This is a genomic window from Streptomyces yangpuensis (assembly GCF_001005295.1).
GTDB lineage: Bacteria > Actinomycetota > Actinomycetes > Streptomycetales > Streptomycetaceae > Streptomyces > Streptomyces yangpuensis.
The window spans coordinates 105,516-121,215 of the sequence record NZ_LBMK01000004.1 but is presented as its reverse complement, the minus strand read 5'-3'; the positions used below and the strand labels follow the sequence as shown (position 1 = coordinate 121,215).

Below are 15,700 nucleotides of genomic sequence, written 5' to 3'. Positions count from 1 at the left end.
CATGGTCCGTCGGGGCATCAGCTCATCGGGGCGCGGATCAGAGGCCGTTGGTGAACAGCAGCTTGTCGGGGCCGTTGTCGCTGAGGTTCTGGATGACGTCCTCGGTGGCCTCGTTCTTCAGGAAGTTCGCGACCTCGGCCGGGCGGGCGCTGGGGTGCGCGGCCTTGTAGAGGGCGGCCACACCGGTGACGTGCGGGGCGGCCATGGAGGTGCCGTTCAGCGACACCGTGCCGCCGCCGATCCGCGCGGAGACGATGTCCTGGCCGGGGGCGTAGAGGTCGAGGAGCTCGCCCCAGTTGGAGAAGTCCGTCTCCTGGTCGAAGCGGTTGGTCGCGCCGACGGTCACCGCGTTGGGGGTGGAGGCGGGCGAGACGAAGCGGGCGTCCCGGTTGTCGTTGCCGGCCGCGACGATCGGCAGCACACCCCGGTCGAACAGCGCGGCGGTGGCGTTGTTGACCGGTTCGAAGCGGTCCCCTCCCAGCGAGCCGTTCAGGACGGCGGGCTGGCGGGCGTTCGCGGCCACCCAGTCCAGGCCGGCGATGATCCCCGACCAGGAACCCCTGTTGTCGCAGCCGAGGACCCGGACGCTGACGAGGGTCACCTTGTGCGCCACGCCCACGTTGGTGCCGCCGACCGTGCCCGCGACGTGCGTGCCGTGGCCGTGGCAGTCCTGGCCGTTGCGGCCGTCCCCGATGGCGTCGAAGCCGAAGAGCGCCCGGCCGCCGAACTCGGGATGGCGGTAGTCGATGCCGCTGTCGAGGATGAACGCGGTCACGCCCTGGCCGTTGGTGTTGGGGCTGAACGTGTTGTCCAGCGGCAGGAATCTCTGGTCGATCCGGTCCAGGCCCCAGGAGTTCGAGGGCGCCTTGGTCGTGACTCCGCTGGGCGGCGCCGGCGGACCGGTCACCTGCCCGTCCTGGGCCACGGACAACACGCCGCGGGTGTGCCGGACCATCTTCAGCTGCTTCTCGGTGAGGGGCGCGGCGAAGCCGTTCAGCGCCGTCTCGTAGGTGAACTTCGCCGTCGCGCCGACGGACTCCGCGACCTTCGCGGGATCGACGGACTTGGCGAGCGTGACGATGTAGCTGCCGGCGATGGCGTTCGTGGAGGTGATCAGCGGCGCCGGGGTCGGCTCAGGGCCTGCGGCGGAGGCCGTACCGGCCGCCACCGGGGTGACGGTGAGGAGGGCTGCGGTGGCGAGGCGGGCGAGCATGCGCATGAAAGGGGACTCCCTTGCGGGGTGCGGGGTGCGGGGTGCGGGGACGGAGGGGTGGCATGGGTGGCATGGGTGAAGCCGCGCCCGCGGCGACGGACACCTCCGCGGGAGCGGCCCCTCCTTGCATCGGGCGGCTGCTCGGCGCGGCTTGAACCGCTGCCCCCGGCCGGCCGATCGGCCCGCGGTCCTGTCGGTTCGGCGTCCCTGAACGCTGCAGAAAGGGTTAACCACCTCTGCCGCCGGGCCTGCCCCGCCCGGCCGTGCCTCCGATGGCCGTCGCGGCAAGATCACCCGTACGGGCCGCCACCACTCCAGGGGGCGCACGGCGGGCGCGCCGCCTGTGCCCCCGCCACACCCCGGGACGTCTTTGACCCGCCGCGCGGCACGTGATGCCCTCCCTGCATGCGCATCCTCCTGAGCCGGGCGGGCCGAGCCCTGCCCCTGGTCGCGACCGCCGCCGCGCTGGCCGCCGTCACCGCCCTCCCCGCGGCCTCGGCCGCCCTCGCCGCTCCCGTCGCCGCCTCCGTGACTGCCTTCGCAACCGCTCCCGCTCCCGTGTCCGTGCCCGTGGCCCGTGCGGTCGCCGGCGACGAAGCCCCGTACATCGTCACCGTCCACAAGGACGCCGACCCGAGGGCGGTCGCCAGGATGGTCGGGGCCTCCCCGGACTACGTCTTCCGCACCGCCCTGCACGGCTTCTCCGCCCGGCTGACCCCCGGCCAGGTCATGGCCCTGCACGTCCTTCCCGGTGTGGAGTCCGTCCAGGAGGACGGCGGCGTGTCCTCGTTCGGCACCGCGGGCCGGCCGGACCACCGGCCCTGACCCGGGCACGGACCCGCTCCCCGGCACGTTGCCGTTCCCGCCCGGCGCTTAGGGTTACGTGGATCAACCCATCGGTTGGTCGGGGCGTGGGTCGGGGGGAGACCGATGAACAGCGCGACCGAAGTTTTCCAGCCGCTGCGGGCTGACGATCCGCGGACCGTGGGCGGCTACCGCCTCGCCGCCCGGCTCGGGTCGGGGGGCATGGGCCGGGTCTACCTGTCGCACACCCAGGGTGGCCGGCCCGTCGCGATCAAGGTGGTGCATCCCGATCTGGCCGACGACCCGACCTTCCGGCGGCGCTTCCGCCGGGAGGTGGAGGCCGCGCGGCGGGTCCGGGGGGCGTACACGGCCGAGCTGATCGACGCCGACGCGGAGGCGACACCGCCGTGGCTGGCCACCGTGTACGTGCCCGGTCCCTCGCTGTCGGAGGCCGTCGCCCGGCGCGGGCCGCTGCCGGAGGCCGCGGTGGTGTGGCTGATGGCGGGCGTGGCCGAGGCACTCGTGGCCGTACACGGTGCGGGCATCGTGCACCGGGACCTGAAGCCGTCCAACGTACTGCTCGCCGCCGACGGGCCCCGCGTCATCGACTTCGGCATCTCCCAGGCCTCCGGCCTGACGGCCACCGCCACGGGCCACACCATCGGCACACCCCAGTACATGGCCCCCGAGCAGGGGCTGGCCGGCGAGACCACGCCGGCCACCGACGTCTTCGCGCTGGGCCAGACGGCGGCGTTCGCGGCGCTGGGCAAGCCGCTGTACGGGGACGGCCCCTCCATGACGGTGCTGTTCCGGATCGTGCACTCCAAGCCCGACCTGATGCTGCTGCCGGAGCGGCTGCGCCCGCTGTTCGCGCTGTGCCTGGCCGCCGGCCCGGAGGAACGGGCCACCCCGGCGGAGGTCCTGGCGTGGTGCCGCGCGTACCTGGGCGAGGAGGCGGCCGCGGGCGCCGGACCGGCCGTCTGGCGGGAGGTCGCCGGCCTGGACGAGGAGATACCGGCGCCGGTCGCAAAGCCGCAGCCGCGGCCTCAGCCGCGGCCCGCCTCGCCGGACACCACGTCGGACGCCGCCGGGGACGCGGGGGACACCACCGGGGACGCCGCCGCGCCGGGCGGGGCGCACGTGACCCCCGTCCCGGCGGGAGCCGCGGCGCCGGCCACGTCGACCGCAGCAGCCGCCTCGGCGGCAACGGCGGCGGGGAGCAGGCGGCGGCGGACCGCGCGGGTCGCCACCGTGGCGGCGGTCACGGGTGCGCTCACGCTCGGCGGACTGGGCTGGAAGCTCATGGACGTCACGGACCGGGCGGCCGACCGCGAGGCGGCGGCGGCCAAGGCGTCCGGCCCGGCCCCGGCGGCGCTCGGCTCCGCCCCGGCCCCCACCCCGACGCCGAGCGCGTCCCAGCCGCCGAAGCCCATGCCCTACCCCGGGCTGGAGCTGAACGAGGAGAACTCCATCAGCTTCAAGGAACCCGTCCAGCACGAGGACGGTGACCGGACGGGCGACATCCGTATGAAGTGCGGGATGGCCAGCGGGTGCGAGATGGAGAGCGACGCGAGCGTGTTCTCCATGCCGCAGAAGGCGGGCACCGGAAACCTCGAAACGTGCCGCGAACAGCTGAGGTTCGCCCGTCAGAACGATCTGACGCTGCACGTCCTGGCGGCCGGCAGCGAGGTCTGCGTGAAGCACCCGTCCGGGGACATCGCGCTGTTCGTCATCGGGATCAAGTCGGCCCCGGGCCTGTCGAAGGACCCCAGCTGGCTCAGGGCCGACATGACGATCTGGCGCGCGGCCTCCTGACGCGCAGGCGTCACACCGCCCCGCGCGGCGCGTCCGCGTCGAGGGGGACGGCGGTGGCAACACCGGCGGTGTTGCGGGCCGGTCAGAGACCGGAGCCACCCGTGGCGTCGACCACGCGGCCCGTCACCTGCCGCGGGCCGCGTCGACGAAGGCGCGGATCAGGTCGGGCGACTTCACCCCGCGCTCCCGCTCCACACCGCTGGACACGTCCACGCCCCACGCCGCGGTGGCCGCGAGCGCCTCGCGCACGTTGCCCGGATTCAGCCCGCCGGCCAGCAGCCACCGCCCCTCGGGCGCGGTGAAGTCCGCCGCCCCCCAGTTCCACGGCTTGCCGGAGCCCGGGTCGGGGGCGTCGAGCAGCAGCAGGTCCTCGCCGTACTCACCGCAGCGCCGCACGCGACCGGCGGTGGCCCGCAGCAGGGTGCGGCCCTCGGCGCGCAGCGCCGCGAAGTCCTCGGGGCCCTCCTCGCCGTGCAGTTGCACACCCCGCACACCGCTCTCCTCGGCGAACCGGCGCACCTCCTCGACGGACTGCCCGCGGAACACCCCGACGGTCAGCACGCTGTCCGGTACCCGCGCCGCCAGCTCGCGCGCGGTGGCCGCGTCGACCGTACGGGGGCTGCCGGGCGCGAACACGAACCCGACGGCATCGGCCCCGGCCGCCACCGCGGCGTCGACGTCCGGCGCGGTCCTGAGCCCGCAGATCTTGACGAAGAGGTCAGCCATGCGCCCAGCCTATGCCGACCCCGGCGGCCGGCACCGGGCCCGCCCGCATGCCGAACGGCGCGGGCGCCACCGGCGGCACGGGCCGCACGCGCGGCGCGGGCGCGCTCCGGCGTCAGCGGCCGATCTGTACGGGCCCCAGCACCGCTCCTCCGATGGCCGCGGCGAGATGCGCCGCACCGACCTCGTCGGCGGACCGGAAGTGCACGTACACCGTGTGCCGCCCGTCGGGGTGCTCCCCGTTGACGTCCAGCTCCACGCGCTGGTTGGCCGGGTCGGCCGTGTGGGACGGTATCTCGGGGACCAAGGGCCAGGCCCCGTACCAGAGCAAGGTGGCCGCGCCCTCCCCCAGCGTCCGCAGGAGCGCCCCCTCGACCGGGCCCGGAGCCGCGTACGAGTCCACGGTCAGCGGCAGCACGGCCGCCAGCTCCCGGTCGCCGCCGGGCAGGGCGGCCCCCAGGTACCAGGTGTCCGCAGCCCAGTCGTAGGACGGCTCGAACATGCCGGTCGGCAGGAGGGCCCCGAGCGACCGGGCCTGCGTGACGGTGGTCGCCTGCGCGCACAGCCACATCTCCGGTTCGAGCGGCCGCATCCGCGCGCAGAGCACCCGGGCCCGCCGATGAGCCTCCCCGAGATCATCGGTCCGGTACACGGGGTAGGCCCGCGAACTCCCCACCTCAGCCCTGCTCCGGCTCGCCCAGCACGGCCCCGCCGATCGCGGCGGCGAGCCGCTCGGCCCGGCCGGGGTCGCCGTGCTTGGTCACGTGGACGTAGAGCGTGTGGACCCCGGCGACCTGCTCACACCAGTCGCACGCTTCGCTGTTGAGGACCAGTTGCACGCCGTCGTACGCCGGCGAGGGGAAGGAGCCCAGCTCGGGCTCGTCGGGCCAGCACCCCTCCCACCGCACGGAGGCCGGTCCGGCGCCCACGGCACGCACGAAGTCCTCGTCACGGACCCGGTCCGGCAGCTCCTCGTGGGAGAACCGCAGCGGCACCTCCCCCGCCAGTTCCGCGTCGGTGGCCGTCCGTACATCCAGACCGAAATAGACGGGCTCACCCGTCACGGGGTGCGTGCGGATCTCCGCATGGTCGTAGATCGCGTCCCGCAACAGGGCCGCCATCCGCCGCACGTCCGCGACCGTCCGCAGCTCGGCCCCCACGTACACCTGCGCGTACCGCGTGGCCAGCAGCCCGCACAGATGTCTCGCCTTCGCGTACGCCTCGGCGGGATCGGTGGTGCGCAGCACGGGATAAGCGACGGAGGTGCCCATAGCCGTACGTTCACACGCCCCCGCCCACCCCGGCCAGCGGTTTTCACCACCCGATCGAGGGGGCCGCCCCGAGGACCGGGCGGGGCCCCCGCCGCGACACTAGCCTTGAACGGCACGGGCTCAGCGCTGCACGCCATCCCGGACGAATACGGTGACGATCATGATCGAGCGGGCCACACCCTTCGCGCTCGACACCGCGTTCTGACCGTTCCGGCTCCGGTTCCGGCTCCGGTTCCGGCTCTGGTTCCGGTTCCGGGAACGCCCGAGGGCGGCACCCCCGTCGGGGTGCCGCCCTCGTTCGAGAACAGCCGATCAACCGTCAGGCCGATCAGAAGTCCATGTCACCGCCCGGCATGCCGCCCGGAGCGGCCGCGGCCTTCTCCGGCTTGTCGGCGATGACGGCCTCGGTGGTCAGGAACAGCGCGGCGATCGACGCGGCGTTCTGCAGCGCGGAGCGCGTGACCTTCGCCGGGTCGATGATGCCCTCGGCGATCATGTCGACGTACTCGCCGGACGCGGCGTTCAGGCCGTGACCGATCGGGAGGTTGCGCACCTTCTCGACGACGACGCCGCCCTCGAGACCACCGTTGACGGCGATCTGCTTCAGCGGGGCCTCCAGCGCGAGCTTCACGGCGTTGGCGCCGGTCGCCTCGTCACCGTCGAGCTCCAGCTTCTCGAAGACCGCGGAGGCCTGCAGCAGGGCCACGCCACCACCGGCGACGATGCCCTCCTCGACGGCCGCCTTCGCGTTGCGAACGGCGTCCTCGATGCGGTGCTTGCGCTCCTTGAGCTCGACCTCGGTCGCGGCACCGGCCTTGATGACGGCCACGCCGCCGGCCAGCTTCGCGAGGCGCTCCTGGAGCTTCTCGCGGTCGTAGTCCGAGTCGGAGTTCTCGATCTCGGCACGGATCTGGTTCACGCGACCGGCGACCTGGTCGCTGTCACCGGCACCGTCGACGATGGTCGTCTCGTCCTTGGTGATGACGACCTTGCGGGCGCGGCCGAGCAGGTCGAGACCGGCGTTCTCCAGCTTGAGGCCGACCTCCTCGGAGATGACCGTGCCGCCGGTGAGGATGGCGATGTCGCCGAGCATGGCCTTGCGGCGGTCGCCGAAGCCCGGGGCCTTGACGGCGACGGACTTGAAGGTGCCGCGGATCTTGTTGACGACCAGGGTCGACAGGGCCTCGCCCTCGACGTCCTCGGCGATGATCAGCAGCGGCTTGCCGGACTGCATGACCTTCTCCAGGAGCGGCAGCAGGTCCTTGACCGAGCCGATCTTGGAGTTGACGATCAGGATGTACGGGTCGTCGAGGGACGACTCCATGCGCTCCATGTCGGTGGCGAAGTACGCCGAGATGTAGCCCTTGTCGAAGCGCATACCCTCGGTGAGCTCCAGCTCCAGACCGAAGGTCTGGGACTCCTCGACGGTGATGACGCCTTCCTTGCCGACCTTGTCCATGGCCTCGGCGATGAGCTCGCCGATCTGGGTGTCGGCGGCGGAGATGGAGGCCGTGGAAGCGATCTGCTCCTTGGTCTCGACATCCTTGGCCTGGGCGAGCAGGGCGGCGGAGACGGCCTCGACGGCCTTCTCGATACCACGCTTGAGGGCCATCGGGTTGGCACCGGCGGCCACGTTGCGCAGGCCCTCGCGGACGAGCGCCTGGGCCAGGACCGTGGCGGTGGTCGTACCGTCGCCGGCGACGTCGTCCGTCTTCTTGGCGACTTCCTTGACCAGCTCGGCGCCGATCTTCTCGTACGGGTCCTCGAGCTCGATCTCCTTGGCGATGGAGACACCATCGTTGGTGATCGTGGGGGCGCCCCACTTCTTCTCAAGGACGACGTTGCGACCCTTGGGGCCAAGGGTGACCTTGACGGCGTCGGCGAGCTGGTTCATGCCACGCTCGAGGCCGCGGCGGGCCTCCTCGTCGAACGCAATGATCTTGGCCATCTGAAGTGGTCCTCCCGGACAGCGGTGGATTGCTCCCAGGACCGCGCCCGCGCCCGCGACGGACGGCCTGCGTGCCCGGCGGTTCCTTCCCACCGGACCCTGCGGGCCTCACCGACCCGGTCCTCGTTTCAGTAGCACTCTCACTCGTAGAGTGCTAACGCCAATGATTAGCACTCGACCCCCGAGAGTGCAAGCGGCTTCGACGAAGGCCCTGGTGACACGCGAGGGGCCCACATCCCGTGTGCGGGATGTGGGCCCCTCGTAGGTCTTCCGGGTCTTCGACGGAAGACCGAGCGTCGGTGGTCGATGCTCCGGGACTAGCCGAGCGCGAGCTTGACCATGTCCGCCTGCGGACCCTTCTGGCCCTGCGAGATCTCGAACTCGACCCGCTGACCCTCTTCAAGGGTGCGGTACCCGTCCATCTGGATGGCGCTGTAGTGGACGAACACATCCGCACCACCGTCGACCGCGATGAAGCCGTAGCCCTTCTCCGCGTTGAACCACTTGACGGTGCCCTGAGCCATGCCTAACTCCCCTATTACTGGCCCTTGCGCGGGAACGCACTTCGCGTTCCCGGGTCAGAACTTGCGTCGGAACGCTTCGACCGAGGCTGAATGTATCTGCGCGAGTGCTGTCTGCAACAGGTCAATCCGACGAGAAATCTGGACACCGAGAAACATTGAAATAGAGTGAAAATTTGGCATGTTCCAGGGCAACTCGGGCCAGACATATCTCGCCAAAGCCCCATACTGCACCCGCACATTGACCCGATGTCGACCCTCACGCGACCCGTTCATATGCGGCGGGCAAGTCCAGCGGAGGGGACTTCCCCAACTGTACCGTGCCCAATCAAGCAGAATTCCCCCCTCCGCTTTTACCGGAGGGGGGAATTTCGGTTTACCGGGTGGGTCAGCAGCCGCCCGCGACGGCCGGAATGATCGAGACGCCGGCACCGTCCGGCGTGACCGCCTCCAGCCCGCCCTCGAAGCGCACGTCGTCGTCGTTGACGTAGACGTTCACGAAGCGGCGGAGCTTGCCCTGGTCGTCCAGGACGCGCGCGGCGATGCCCGGGTGGTTCTTCTCCAGGGACTCGATGACCTCGGCGAGGGTCGCGCCCTCGGCCGGGACCTCGGCCTGACCGCCGGTGTAGGTGCGCAGGATGGTGGGGATGCGGACGTTGACGCTCATGGCGCTACTGCCTTTCCGGTAGTACGTGGAGGGTGGTCAGGCCAGGCCGGCGGCGCGGAACGCGTCCAGGCTGGGGCGGATGGTGGCGGTCTGCCCGCTGTCCGCGGCCACCGCCTCCAGGGTCTTGAGGCCGTCACCGGTGTTGAGGACGACGGTGGTCAGCGCCGGGTCGAGCTGGCCGTTCTCGATGAGCTTCTTCGTCACGCCGACGGTCACACCGCCCGCGGTCTCGGCGAAGATGCCCTCGGTCTGCGCGAGGATCTTGATGGCCTCGACGACCTGCTCGTCGTTGACGTCCTCGACGAAACCGCCGGTGCGGCGCGCGATGTCCAGGACGTACGGGCCGTCCGCCGGGTTGCCGATCGCGAGGGACTTGGCGATGGTGTTCGGCTTCTGCGGGCGGACCACGTCGTGACCGGCCTTGAAGGCGGTCGATACCGGGGAGCAGCCCTCGGCCTGGGCGCCGAAGATCTTGTACGGCCTGTCCTCGACGAGGCCGAGCCTGATCAGCTCCTGCAGACCCTTGTCGATCTTCGTGAGCTGCGAGCCGGACGCGATCGGGATGACGATCTGGTCGGGCAGCTGCCAGCCGAGCTGCTCGCAGATCTCGTAGGCGAGGGTCTTGGAACCCTCGCCGTAGTACGGGCGGAGGTTGACGTTGACGAAGCCCCAGCCCTCGCCCAGCGGGTCGCCGATGAGCTCGGAGCAGAAGCGGTTGACGTCGTCGTAGTTGCCCTCGATGCCGACCAGGTCACCGCCGTACACACCGGCCATGACGACCTTGCCCTGCTCCAGGTCGTGCGGGATGAACACACAGGAGCGGAAGCCGGCCCGGGCGGCCGCGGCGCCGACGGCGCCGGCCAGGTTGCCGGTGGAGGAGCAGGACAGGGTGGTGAAGCCGAAGGCACGGGCGGCCTCGACGGCGATGGCCACGACGCGGTCCTTGAAGGAGTGCGTCGGGTTGCCGGAGTCGTCCTTGACGTACAGCTTGCCGGTGACGCCCAGCTCCTTGGCCAGGTTGGCCGCGTCGACGAGCTTGGTGAAGCCGGGGTTCAGGCTGGGCTTGGACGCCACGTCCGCGGGGACGGGCAGCAGCGGCGCGTAGCGCCAGATGTTGTTCGGGCCGGCCTCGATCGCGGCGCGCAGGGCTTCGGGGTCGCCGGCCGGCAGCTCGTAGGCGACTTCCAGAGGTCCGAAGCACTCGGCGCACGCGAAGATGGGACCGAGCTCGAAGCGGGTACCGCACTCGCGACAGGAAAGGCCCGTGGCAGGTCCGAGATCGACAGAGGTGGCGACAGTCTGTGCAGCCATGATGGCGAGGCCCTTTCTCCTCATCTTCCCCATGGCGCACTTCGCCATGAGACGGAATTGGCACCTTCCCTAGCCGGGGACCTCGTCGACGAGCGCTGCTGCGCGATCGCGAGAACCGACTGGAGGGTTGCCGGGGCTTCAACGGGCCGTGTCCCTCTGCCCCTCTGGATGAGCGGTATGGCACCGGCACACGCGCTCTGTGGCGCGCCGGTGCGTTTGTACGCGGGGGACCCCGGCATGCGGTGGTCCTTCGCGTTGTTCAAGACTGTAACCGAAGGGGCGGGCGGTTGAGACAGCCGTCCGAACCGCGAGATGGATCACAAAGACGGCCATATCGCCGACACGCAGGGAGTACTGAGGGTGCTGGAAGAGGTGGAGCGCTGGCTGGCCGACCGCTCCTGGTCCGCCGCCGACCGACCGCTCGACCAGCTGCTCGACCTCAAACGGGCGGCCGGGACCACGGTCAGCGTGGTGCTGCCCGCACTGGACGAGGAGGCGACGGTCGGCGCGATCGTCGAGGTCATCCGGCGTGAGCTGATCGAGGGACTGCCGGTCCCGCTCGTGGACGAGCTGGTCGTGGTCGACTCGGGCTCGGCCGACCGGACCGCCGAGGTCGCGGCGAAGGCCGGCGCCCGGGTGGTGCACCGCGACGAGATCCTGCCGAGGATCCCGGCGCTGCCCGGCAAGGGCGAGGTGCTGTGGCGCTCGCTGCTGGCCACCACCGGGGACATCGTCTGCTTCGTCGACGCCGACCTGCGGGAGTTCTCCGCCTCCTTCGTCTCCGGGATCGTGGGCCCGCTGCTCACCGACCCCGGCGTGCAGTTCGTCAAGGCGATGTACGACCGGCCGCTGGGCACGGAATCCGACGGGCTCGCCTCCGGCAGGACTCCCGGCCAGGGCGGCCGGGTCACCGAGCTGGTCGCCCGCCCGCTGCTGAACCTGCACTGGCCGCAGCTGGCCGGCTTCGTCCAGCCGCTGGGCGGCGAGTACGCCGTACGGCGGTCCCTGCTGGAGCGGCTGCCGTTCCCCGTCGGCTACGGCGTCGAGCTGGGTCTGCTGGTCGACGCGCTGCACACGGTCGGACTGGACGCGCTGGCCCAGGTGGACGTGGGCGTGCGGCTCCACCGCCACCAGGACGGTCAGGCGCTGGGCCGGATGGCCGCGGCGATCTACCGCACGGCCCAGGTACGGCTGTCGCGCGGACACCTCGTACGGCCGGAGCTGACGCAGTTCGAGCGGGGGCCGGAGGGCTTCGTGCCGCACACGTACCCGGTGGACACCGAGGAGCGGCCGCCGATGCTGGGCGTGAAGGAGTACGGCCGGCGCCACGTGGCGTGACGTGTCCATACGTTTGAGCGAGCGCGGGCCGGGCTAGGTTCGGCGCATGGCTTCTCAGGTACTCGTCGCGGCGAACCGCGGCCCGCTCTCCTACGCCCTCGCCGCCGACGGCACGCTCAGCGCCCAGCGCGGCGGGGGCGGTCTCGTCTCCGGACTCTCGGCGGCCCTCGCGGAGCAGCCGGGGGCGCTCTGGGTCTGCGCGGCGCTGTCGGACGCGGACCGGGAGGCGGTCCGCCGGGACGTCTCCGAGCCGGGCGTCCGGATGCTGGACATCGATCCCACGATGTACGACGACGCGTACAACGGCATCGCGAATTCGGTGCTGTGGTTCACCCACCACCACCTGTACGACGTGCCGCGGGAGCCGGTCTTCGACGCGGAGTTCCGGCGCCGGTGGGGCAGTTACGTGGCGTACAACGAGGCCTTCGCCCGCGCCCTGGCCGAGGAGGCCGCGGAAGGCGCCCACGTGCTGGTGCAGGACTACCACCTGGCGCTGGTCCCGGGGCAGTTGCGGGAACTGCGGCCGGACCTGCGGATCGCGCACTTCACGCACACGCCGTGGGCGTCGCGGGAGTACCTGGACATGCTCCCGGCCGACGTGCGTGAGCAGTTGGTGCGGGGAATGCTCGGGGCGGACGTGGTGGGCTTCCACACCCGGACATGGGCGGACGCCTTCATGAGCGCCGCGCACCTGGACGACGAACGGCGCGTGGCCGTGTACCCGCTGGGCGTGGACGCCGACGAGCTGCGGGCCCTCGCGCGCCGGCCGGAGGTCGACGCGAAGCTGGCGGAGCTGCGGGCGGAGATCGGCGACCGCAGGACGATCGCGCGGGTGGACCGGACGGAGCTGTCGAAGAACATCCTGCGGGGCCTGCTGGCCTTCCGGGAGCTGCTGACGGTCCACCCCGAGTGGCGCGGCCGGGTGGTGCACCTGGCCTCGGCGTACCCGTCGCGGCAGGACCTGAAGGTGTACCGGGACTACACGGCGGCCGTCGCGGAGCTGGCCGCGGAGATCAACGCGGAGTTCGGCACGGAGGACTGGCAGCCGGTGCTGGTGTCGGTGAAGGACGACTTCGCACGGTCGCTGGCGGTCTACCGGATGGCGGACGTGGCGCTGGTGAACCCGGTGCGGGACGGGATGAACCTGGTGGCCAAGGAGATCCCGGTGCTGTCGGAGGCGGGCTGCGCGGTGGTGCTGTCGACGGGGGCGGGGGCGTACGAGGAGCTCCGCCGGGACGCGCTGACGGTGAACCCGTACGACGTGTCGGCGACGGCGGAGGCGTTGCACACGGCGCTGTCCATGCCGGATGCCGAGCGGGCGGACCGCACCAAGCGCCTGGCGGCGGCCGCGACGACCCTTCCCCCGGCCGCCTGGTTCAGGGCCCAGCTCGCCGCTCTGGTCTGAGCACTGCCGGAGCTCCGCCCCGTTCTTGCAGCCCCGCCGGCGTTTGAGGCGCGGGGGTCCGGGGGCAGCGCCCGGACCCCCGCCGCGCGCGGCCTCAAGCGGACGGGCTGGAGTTTCCAAGGGCTCGGGCCAGGGCGGCCAGGAAGGCGGCGACGGCGCCCGGTCCGGGAAGGACGAGGTCGGCGCGGGCGGCGAGCTCGGGGACCTCGGCCGAGCCGCTGCACACCAGCAGCCCCGGCAGCCCGTCGGCCCTGCGCTTCTCGACGGCCGAGTACGCGGCGAGGTCGCCGAGGTCGTCCCCGGCGTACAGCACCGTCTCCGCGTCCCGCTCGGCCAGGAACTCCGTCAGGGCCACGCCCTTGTCCATGCCCGGGGGCCTCAGCTCCAGCACGGCCCGCCCCGGCTCGACCATCAGCCCGTGCCGGGCGGCCAGGTCCGTCAGCGGTTCCCGCAGCGCCGCGAAGGCCGCCGCCGGGTCCTCGGCCCGCCGGGTGTGGACGGCGAGCGCCCGGCCCTTCTCCTCGATCCAGGTGCCGCGCCAGGCCCCGATCGAGTCCAGGAACCCGGGCAGCTCGGCCCGTACGGCCGCCACCCCGGGGTGCTCGGCGGGAGCGTGGACTATGCCGGTCACGGCGTCCCAGCGTTCGGCGCCGTAGTGACCGAGGACGACGAGGTGTTCCAGTCCCGGGATCCCGGCGAAGCCGCCGTAACGGACGGCGACACCGGCCGGCCGGCCGGTGACGACGGCCACCGAGTCCACCTCGGGGGCGAGGGCCGAGAGCGCGGGAACGGCTTCGGGGTGGGCCCGGGCCTGGTCCGGGTCCGGGACGATGTCGGCGAGGGTGCCGTCGAAGTCCAGGGCGACCACGGACCGGCGGGGTGCGCGGAGCAGGGCTTCGAGTCCCTCCCGTCCGGCTGCGGTGACGGGCATCGGCAGGTCGTGCGGATGGGTCCCCATACGCACGACCCTAACGGCCCGGCGGGGCGACGGCTACGGCTATCGCCGGGCTCGCTGGGCTTCGCGGATCCTTCGCAGCCGGTTGACGGTGCCGGGGGCGTGGGCCAGCGCGCGCGGGTCGTCCATGAGGGCGTTGAGCAACTGGTAGTAGCGGACGGGGGTCATCCCCAGTCCTTCGCGTATGGCCCGTTCCTTGGCTCCGGGCCCGGGCCAGGTGCGTCCCTCGTACGCGAGCACCGCGGCCTCGGTGGCCGTCAGCTGCCCCTCGTCCGTCATACCGCCAGATTAACGCCGCCGTCTGACAGACGGCGGCGTCCCCCGTGCCGGCGCGGGTCCCCGCAGGCGGGTCCGCGGGTCAGCGCGGGTCCGCCGCGCGTGCCGCCGTGGCGATCTCCTCCAGCACCTTGGCGGGCTGCCCGCCGGGCTGGACGGCCTTGCCGATGTTCTGCTTGATGTCCTCGCTGACGCCGGCCCAGGACTTCTTGCCGGCGGGGTAGAGCCGCGAGGTGGGCAGCGCCGCCAGGAAGGGCTTCAGCTGGACGGCCGAACCGCTGGTGGCGCCCTGCTTGGCCTGGTAGCCGCTGGTGGTGGCGGGCAGCAGGTCGTACTTCTCGGTGAAGGCCGTCACGTTCTTCGGCTGGTACAGGTAGTCCAGGAACTTGCCGGACTCGGCGCGGTGTCCGTTCTTGAAGGCCATGACCCAGTCCGCGACGCCCATCGCCGGCTGGGGGGAGCCGTCGGAGGTCGGAAGCGGCACCATGCCGTACTTCACGCCCTTGGCCTCGGCCTGCTTCATCAGCGTCGGGTGCCCGTTGAGCATGCCGACCTCGCCCTTGGTGAAGGCCTCGAAGGCGGCCTGACGGTCCAGCTTGCCCGGCTCGACCGGCCCGGTGAGCCCCTGGCCGACCATCTTGTCCCGCAGGAACTCCAGCGACTTGACGTTGTCGGCGGAGTCGATGGCGTAGCCCTCCTCGTTGTCGGTGTAGCCGCCACCGCCCGCGAGCATCCACATCATCGTCTCGGCCTGCGCCTCCTCGCGGCCCAGCGGCAGCGCGAAGGGGGTGGGCACGCCCGCGCCCTTGAGCTTCTTCGCCGCGGCTTCCAGGTCGGCCCAGCTCTTGGGCTGCCATCCCTTGGCGTCCTTGCCGATCACGCCCGCGTCGGCCAGCAGCTTCTCGTTGTAGAAGAGCAGCCGGGTGCTGGAGACGAAGGGCATGCCGTACTGGGCCTGCTTGACCGTTCCGGCGTCCGCGAGGGGGGCGAGGAAGTCGGCCTCGGTCTTCACCGAGAGCAGTTCGGCCGTGGAGTACAGCTTGCCGGCGGCCGCGTAGTCGGCGTAAGCGCCGATCTGGGCGATGTCGGGGGCCTTGCCGGCCTTGACCATCTCGGCGACCTTGGCGTCGACCTCGGACCACGAGTAGACGTTGACCTCGACCTTGATGCCGGGGTGGTCCTTCTCGAAGCCGTCGGCGAGGCCCTTCCAGTAGGCCGCCGAGGAGTTCTGCGGATTGTCCCCGTAGTCGGCCGCCACGACCCGCAGGGTCACCTCGTTGTCTCCGGTGAGTCCGCCGACGGCTCCGCAGCCCGTCAGCGTCACCGCGGTCAGGCACAGCGCGGCGCCGGACGCGGCCAGGCTCTGGTAACGGCCCTTCACAGGTATCGATCCACCCCTTGTTGTACGTACGATCCACGTAAGGTCTACACCACTTTGGCGGCTCGTCCACAT

Annotated in this window: 15 protein-coding genes and 1 riboswitch; of the genes, 4 read left to right on the top strand and 11 right to left on the bottom strand. The window is 71.7% G+C overall.

Annotated features, from left to right (window positions below; genetic code table 11):
- Positions 1–37 precede the first annotated feature (37 nt).
- Positions 38–1,219, bottom strand: coding sequence for a S8 family peptidase (locus tag AAT21_RS21985; protein WP_046778682.1), 1,182 nt, complete (start codon positions 1,217–1,219; stop codon positions 38–40).
- Positions 1,220–1,618: 399 nt separating this feature from the next.
- On the opposite strand from AAT21_RS21985, the gene AAT21_RS21980 reads away from it, so the two are divergent.
- Together AAT21_RS21980 and AAT21_RS21975 are read left to right on the top strand one after the other, a co-directional pair.
- A complete protein-coding gene (locus tag AAT21_RS21980; protein ID WP_046778681.1) occupies positions 1,619–2,038 on the top strand; it encodes a protease inhibitor I9 family protein in 420 nt (139 codons plus the stop codon).
- 105 nt (positions 2,039–2,143) lie between these two features.
- A complete protein-coding gene (locus AAT21_RS21975) occupies positions 2,144–3,832 on the top strand; it encodes a serine/threonine-protein kinase (protein WP_046778680.1) in 1,689 nt (562 codons plus the stop codon).
- A 123-nt stretch (positions 3,833–3,955) separates the two neighbouring features.
- Here AAT21_RS21975 and AAT21_RS21970 read toward each other — a convergent pair whose 3' ends face one another.
- The 7 genes from AAT21_RS21970 to thrC form a co-directional block, all read right to left on the bottom strand.
- Entirely contained in the window at positions 3,956–4,558 is a 603-nt protein-coding gene (locus AAT21_RS21970; RefSeq protein WP_046778679.1) for a phosphoribosylanthranilate isomerase, read from the bottom strand.
- A 112-nt stretch (positions 4,559–4,670) separates the two neighbouring features.
- A complete protein-coding gene (locus AAT21_RS21965) occupies positions 4,671–5,147 on the bottom strand; it encodes a hypothetical protein (protein ID WP_046778678.1) in 477 nt (158 codons plus the stop codon).
- Between the two features lie 85 nt (positions 5,148–5,232).
- Positions 5,233–5,826 (bottom strand): hypothetical protein, encoded by a 594-nt coding sequence (locus AAT21_RS21960; RefSeq protein ID WP_046778677.1) that lies wholly within the window; start codon positions 5,824–5,826, stop codon positions 5,233–5,235.
- A gap of 328 nt (positions 5,827–6,154) precedes the next feature.
- The gene (gene groL / locus AAT21_RS21955; RefSeq protein ID WP_046778676.1) at positions 6,155–7,774 is read right to left on the bottom strand and encodes a chaperonin GroEL; all 1,620 of its coding nucleotides are present in this window, start codon (positions 7,772–7,774) and stop codon (positions 6,155–6,157) included.
- 317 nt (positions 7,775–8,091) lie between these two features.
- On the bottom strand, positions 8,092–8,298 hold the full coding sequence (locus tag AAT21_RS21950; protein WP_030009783.1) for a cold-shock protein: 207 nt from the start codon (positions 8,296–8,298) through the stop codon (positions 8,092–8,094).
- 385 nt (positions 8,299–8,683) lie between these two features.
- Positions 8,684–8,962 carry a MoaD/ThiS family protein gene (locus AAT21_RS21945; RefSeq protein ID WP_030027575.1) on the bottom strand — a complete coding sequence of 93 codons (279 nt, stop codon included), beginning with the start codon at positions 8,960–8,962 and terminating at the stop codon, positions 8,684–8,686.
- 36 nt (positions 8,963–8,998) lie between these two features.
- On the bottom strand, positions 8,999–10,297 hold the full coding sequence (gene thrC, locus AAT21_RS21940) for a threonine synthase (RefSeq protein WP_046778995.1): 1,299 nt from the start codon (positions 10,295–10,297) through the stop codon (positions 8,999–9,001).
- A riboswitch (SAM riboswitch) is annotated at positions 10,291–10,448 on the bottom strand. Its footprint overlaps the gene before it by 7 nt.
- Before the next feature lie 185 nt (positions 10,449–10,633).
- Here thrC and AAT21_RS21935 point away from each other — a divergent pair.
- On the top strand, positions 10,634–11,611 hold the full coding sequence (locus AAT21_RS21935; RefSeq protein WP_046778675.1) for a glucosyl-3-phosphoglycerate synthase: 978 nt from the start codon (positions 10,634–10,636) through the stop codon (positions 11,609–11,611).
- Between the two features lie 46 nt (positions 11,612–11,657).
- Positions 11,658–13,016: an alpha,alpha-trehalose-phosphate synthase (UDP-forming) gene (locus AAT21_RS21930; RefSeq protein WP_046778674.1), complete on the top strand. Its 1,359-nt coding sequence runs from the start codon at positions 11,658–11,660 to the stop codon at positions 13,014–13,016.
- A 94-nt stretch (positions 13,017–13,110) separates the two neighbouring features.
- Here AAT21_RS21930 and otsB read toward each other — a convergent pair whose 3' ends face one another.
- The 3 genes from otsB to AAT21_RS21915 all read right to left on the bottom strand — a co-directional run bounded on the left by otsB (position 13,111) and on the right by AAT21_RS21915 (position 15,628).
- The gene (gene otsB / locus AAT21_RS21925; protein WP_046778673.1) at positions 13,111–13,974 is read right to left on the bottom strand and encodes a trehalose-phosphatase; all 864 of its coding nucleotides are present in this window, start codon (positions 13,972–13,974) and stop codon (positions 13,111–13,113) included.
- 39 nt (positions 13,975–14,013) lie between these two features.
- The gene (locus AAT21_RS21920) at positions 14,014–14,250 is read right to left on the bottom strand and encodes a DUF3263 domain-containing protein (protein WP_030031449.1); all 237 of its coding nucleotides are present in this window, start codon (positions 14,248–14,250) and stop codon (positions 14,014–14,016) included.
- Positions 14,251–14,329: 79 nt separating this feature from the next.
- The gene (locus AAT21_RS21915) at positions 14,330–15,628 is read right to left on the bottom strand and encodes an extracellular solute-binding protein (protein WP_235439082.1); all 1,299 of its coding nucleotides are present in this window, start codon (positions 15,626–15,628) and stop codon (positions 14,330–14,332) included.
- Between the last annotated feature and the right edge of the window lie 72 nt (positions 15,629–15,700).

Bases quoted from the DNA above. Each gene is read 5' to 3' on its own strand.
- AAT21_RS21985 (WP_046778682.1), bottom strand. From the start codon at position 1,219: ATGCGCATGCTCGCCCGCCTCGCCACCGCAGCCCTCCTCACCGTCACC.
- AAT21_RS21980 (WP_046778681.1), top strand. From the start codon at position 1,619: ATGCGCATCCTCCTGAGCCGGGCGGGCCGAGCCCTGCCCCTGGTCGCG.
- AAT21_RS21975 (WP_046778680.1), top strand. From the start codon at position 2,144: ATGAACAGCGCGACCGAAGTTTTCCAGCCGCTGCGGGCTGACGATCCG.
- AAT21_RS21970 (WP_046778679.1), bottom strand. From the start codon at position 4,558: ATGGCTGACCTCTTCGTCAAGATCTGCGGGCTCAGGACCGCGCCGGAC.
- AAT21_RS21965 (WP_046778678.1), bottom strand. From the start codon at position 5,147: ATGCGGCCGCTCGAACCGGAGATGTGGCTGTGCGCGCAGGCGACCACC.
- AAT21_RS21960 (WP_046778677.1), bottom strand. From the start codon at position 5,826: ATGGGCACCTCCGTCGCTTATCCCGTGCTGCGCACCACCGATCCCGCC.
- groL (WP_046778676.1), bottom strand. From the start codon at position 7,774: ATGGCCAAGATCATTGCGTTCGACGAGGAGGCCCGCCGCGGCCTCGAG.
- AAT21_RS21950 (WP_030009783.1), bottom strand. From the start codon at position 8,298: ATGGCTCAGGGCACCGTCAAGTGGTTCAACGCGGAGAAGGGCTACGGC.
- AAT21_RS21945 (WP_030027575.1), bottom strand. From the start codon at position 8,962: ATGAGCGTCAACGTCCGCATCCCCACCATCCTGCGCACCTACACCGGC.
- thrC (WP_046778995.1), bottom strand. From the start codon at position 10,297: ATGAGGAGAAAGGGCCTCGCCATCATGGCTGCACAGACTGTCGCCACC.
- AAT21_RS21930 (WP_046778674.1), top strand. From the start codon at position 11,658: ATGGCTTCTCAGGTACTCGTCGCGGCGAACCGCGGCCCGCTCTCCTAC.
- otsB (WP_046778673.1), bottom strand. From the start codon at position 13,974: ATGGGGACCCATCCGCACGACCTGCCGATGCCCGTCACCGCAGCCGGA.
- AAT21_RS21920 (WP_030031449.1), bottom strand. From the start codon at position 14,250: ATGACGGACGAGGGGCAGCTGACGGCCACCGAGGCCGCGGTGCTCGCG.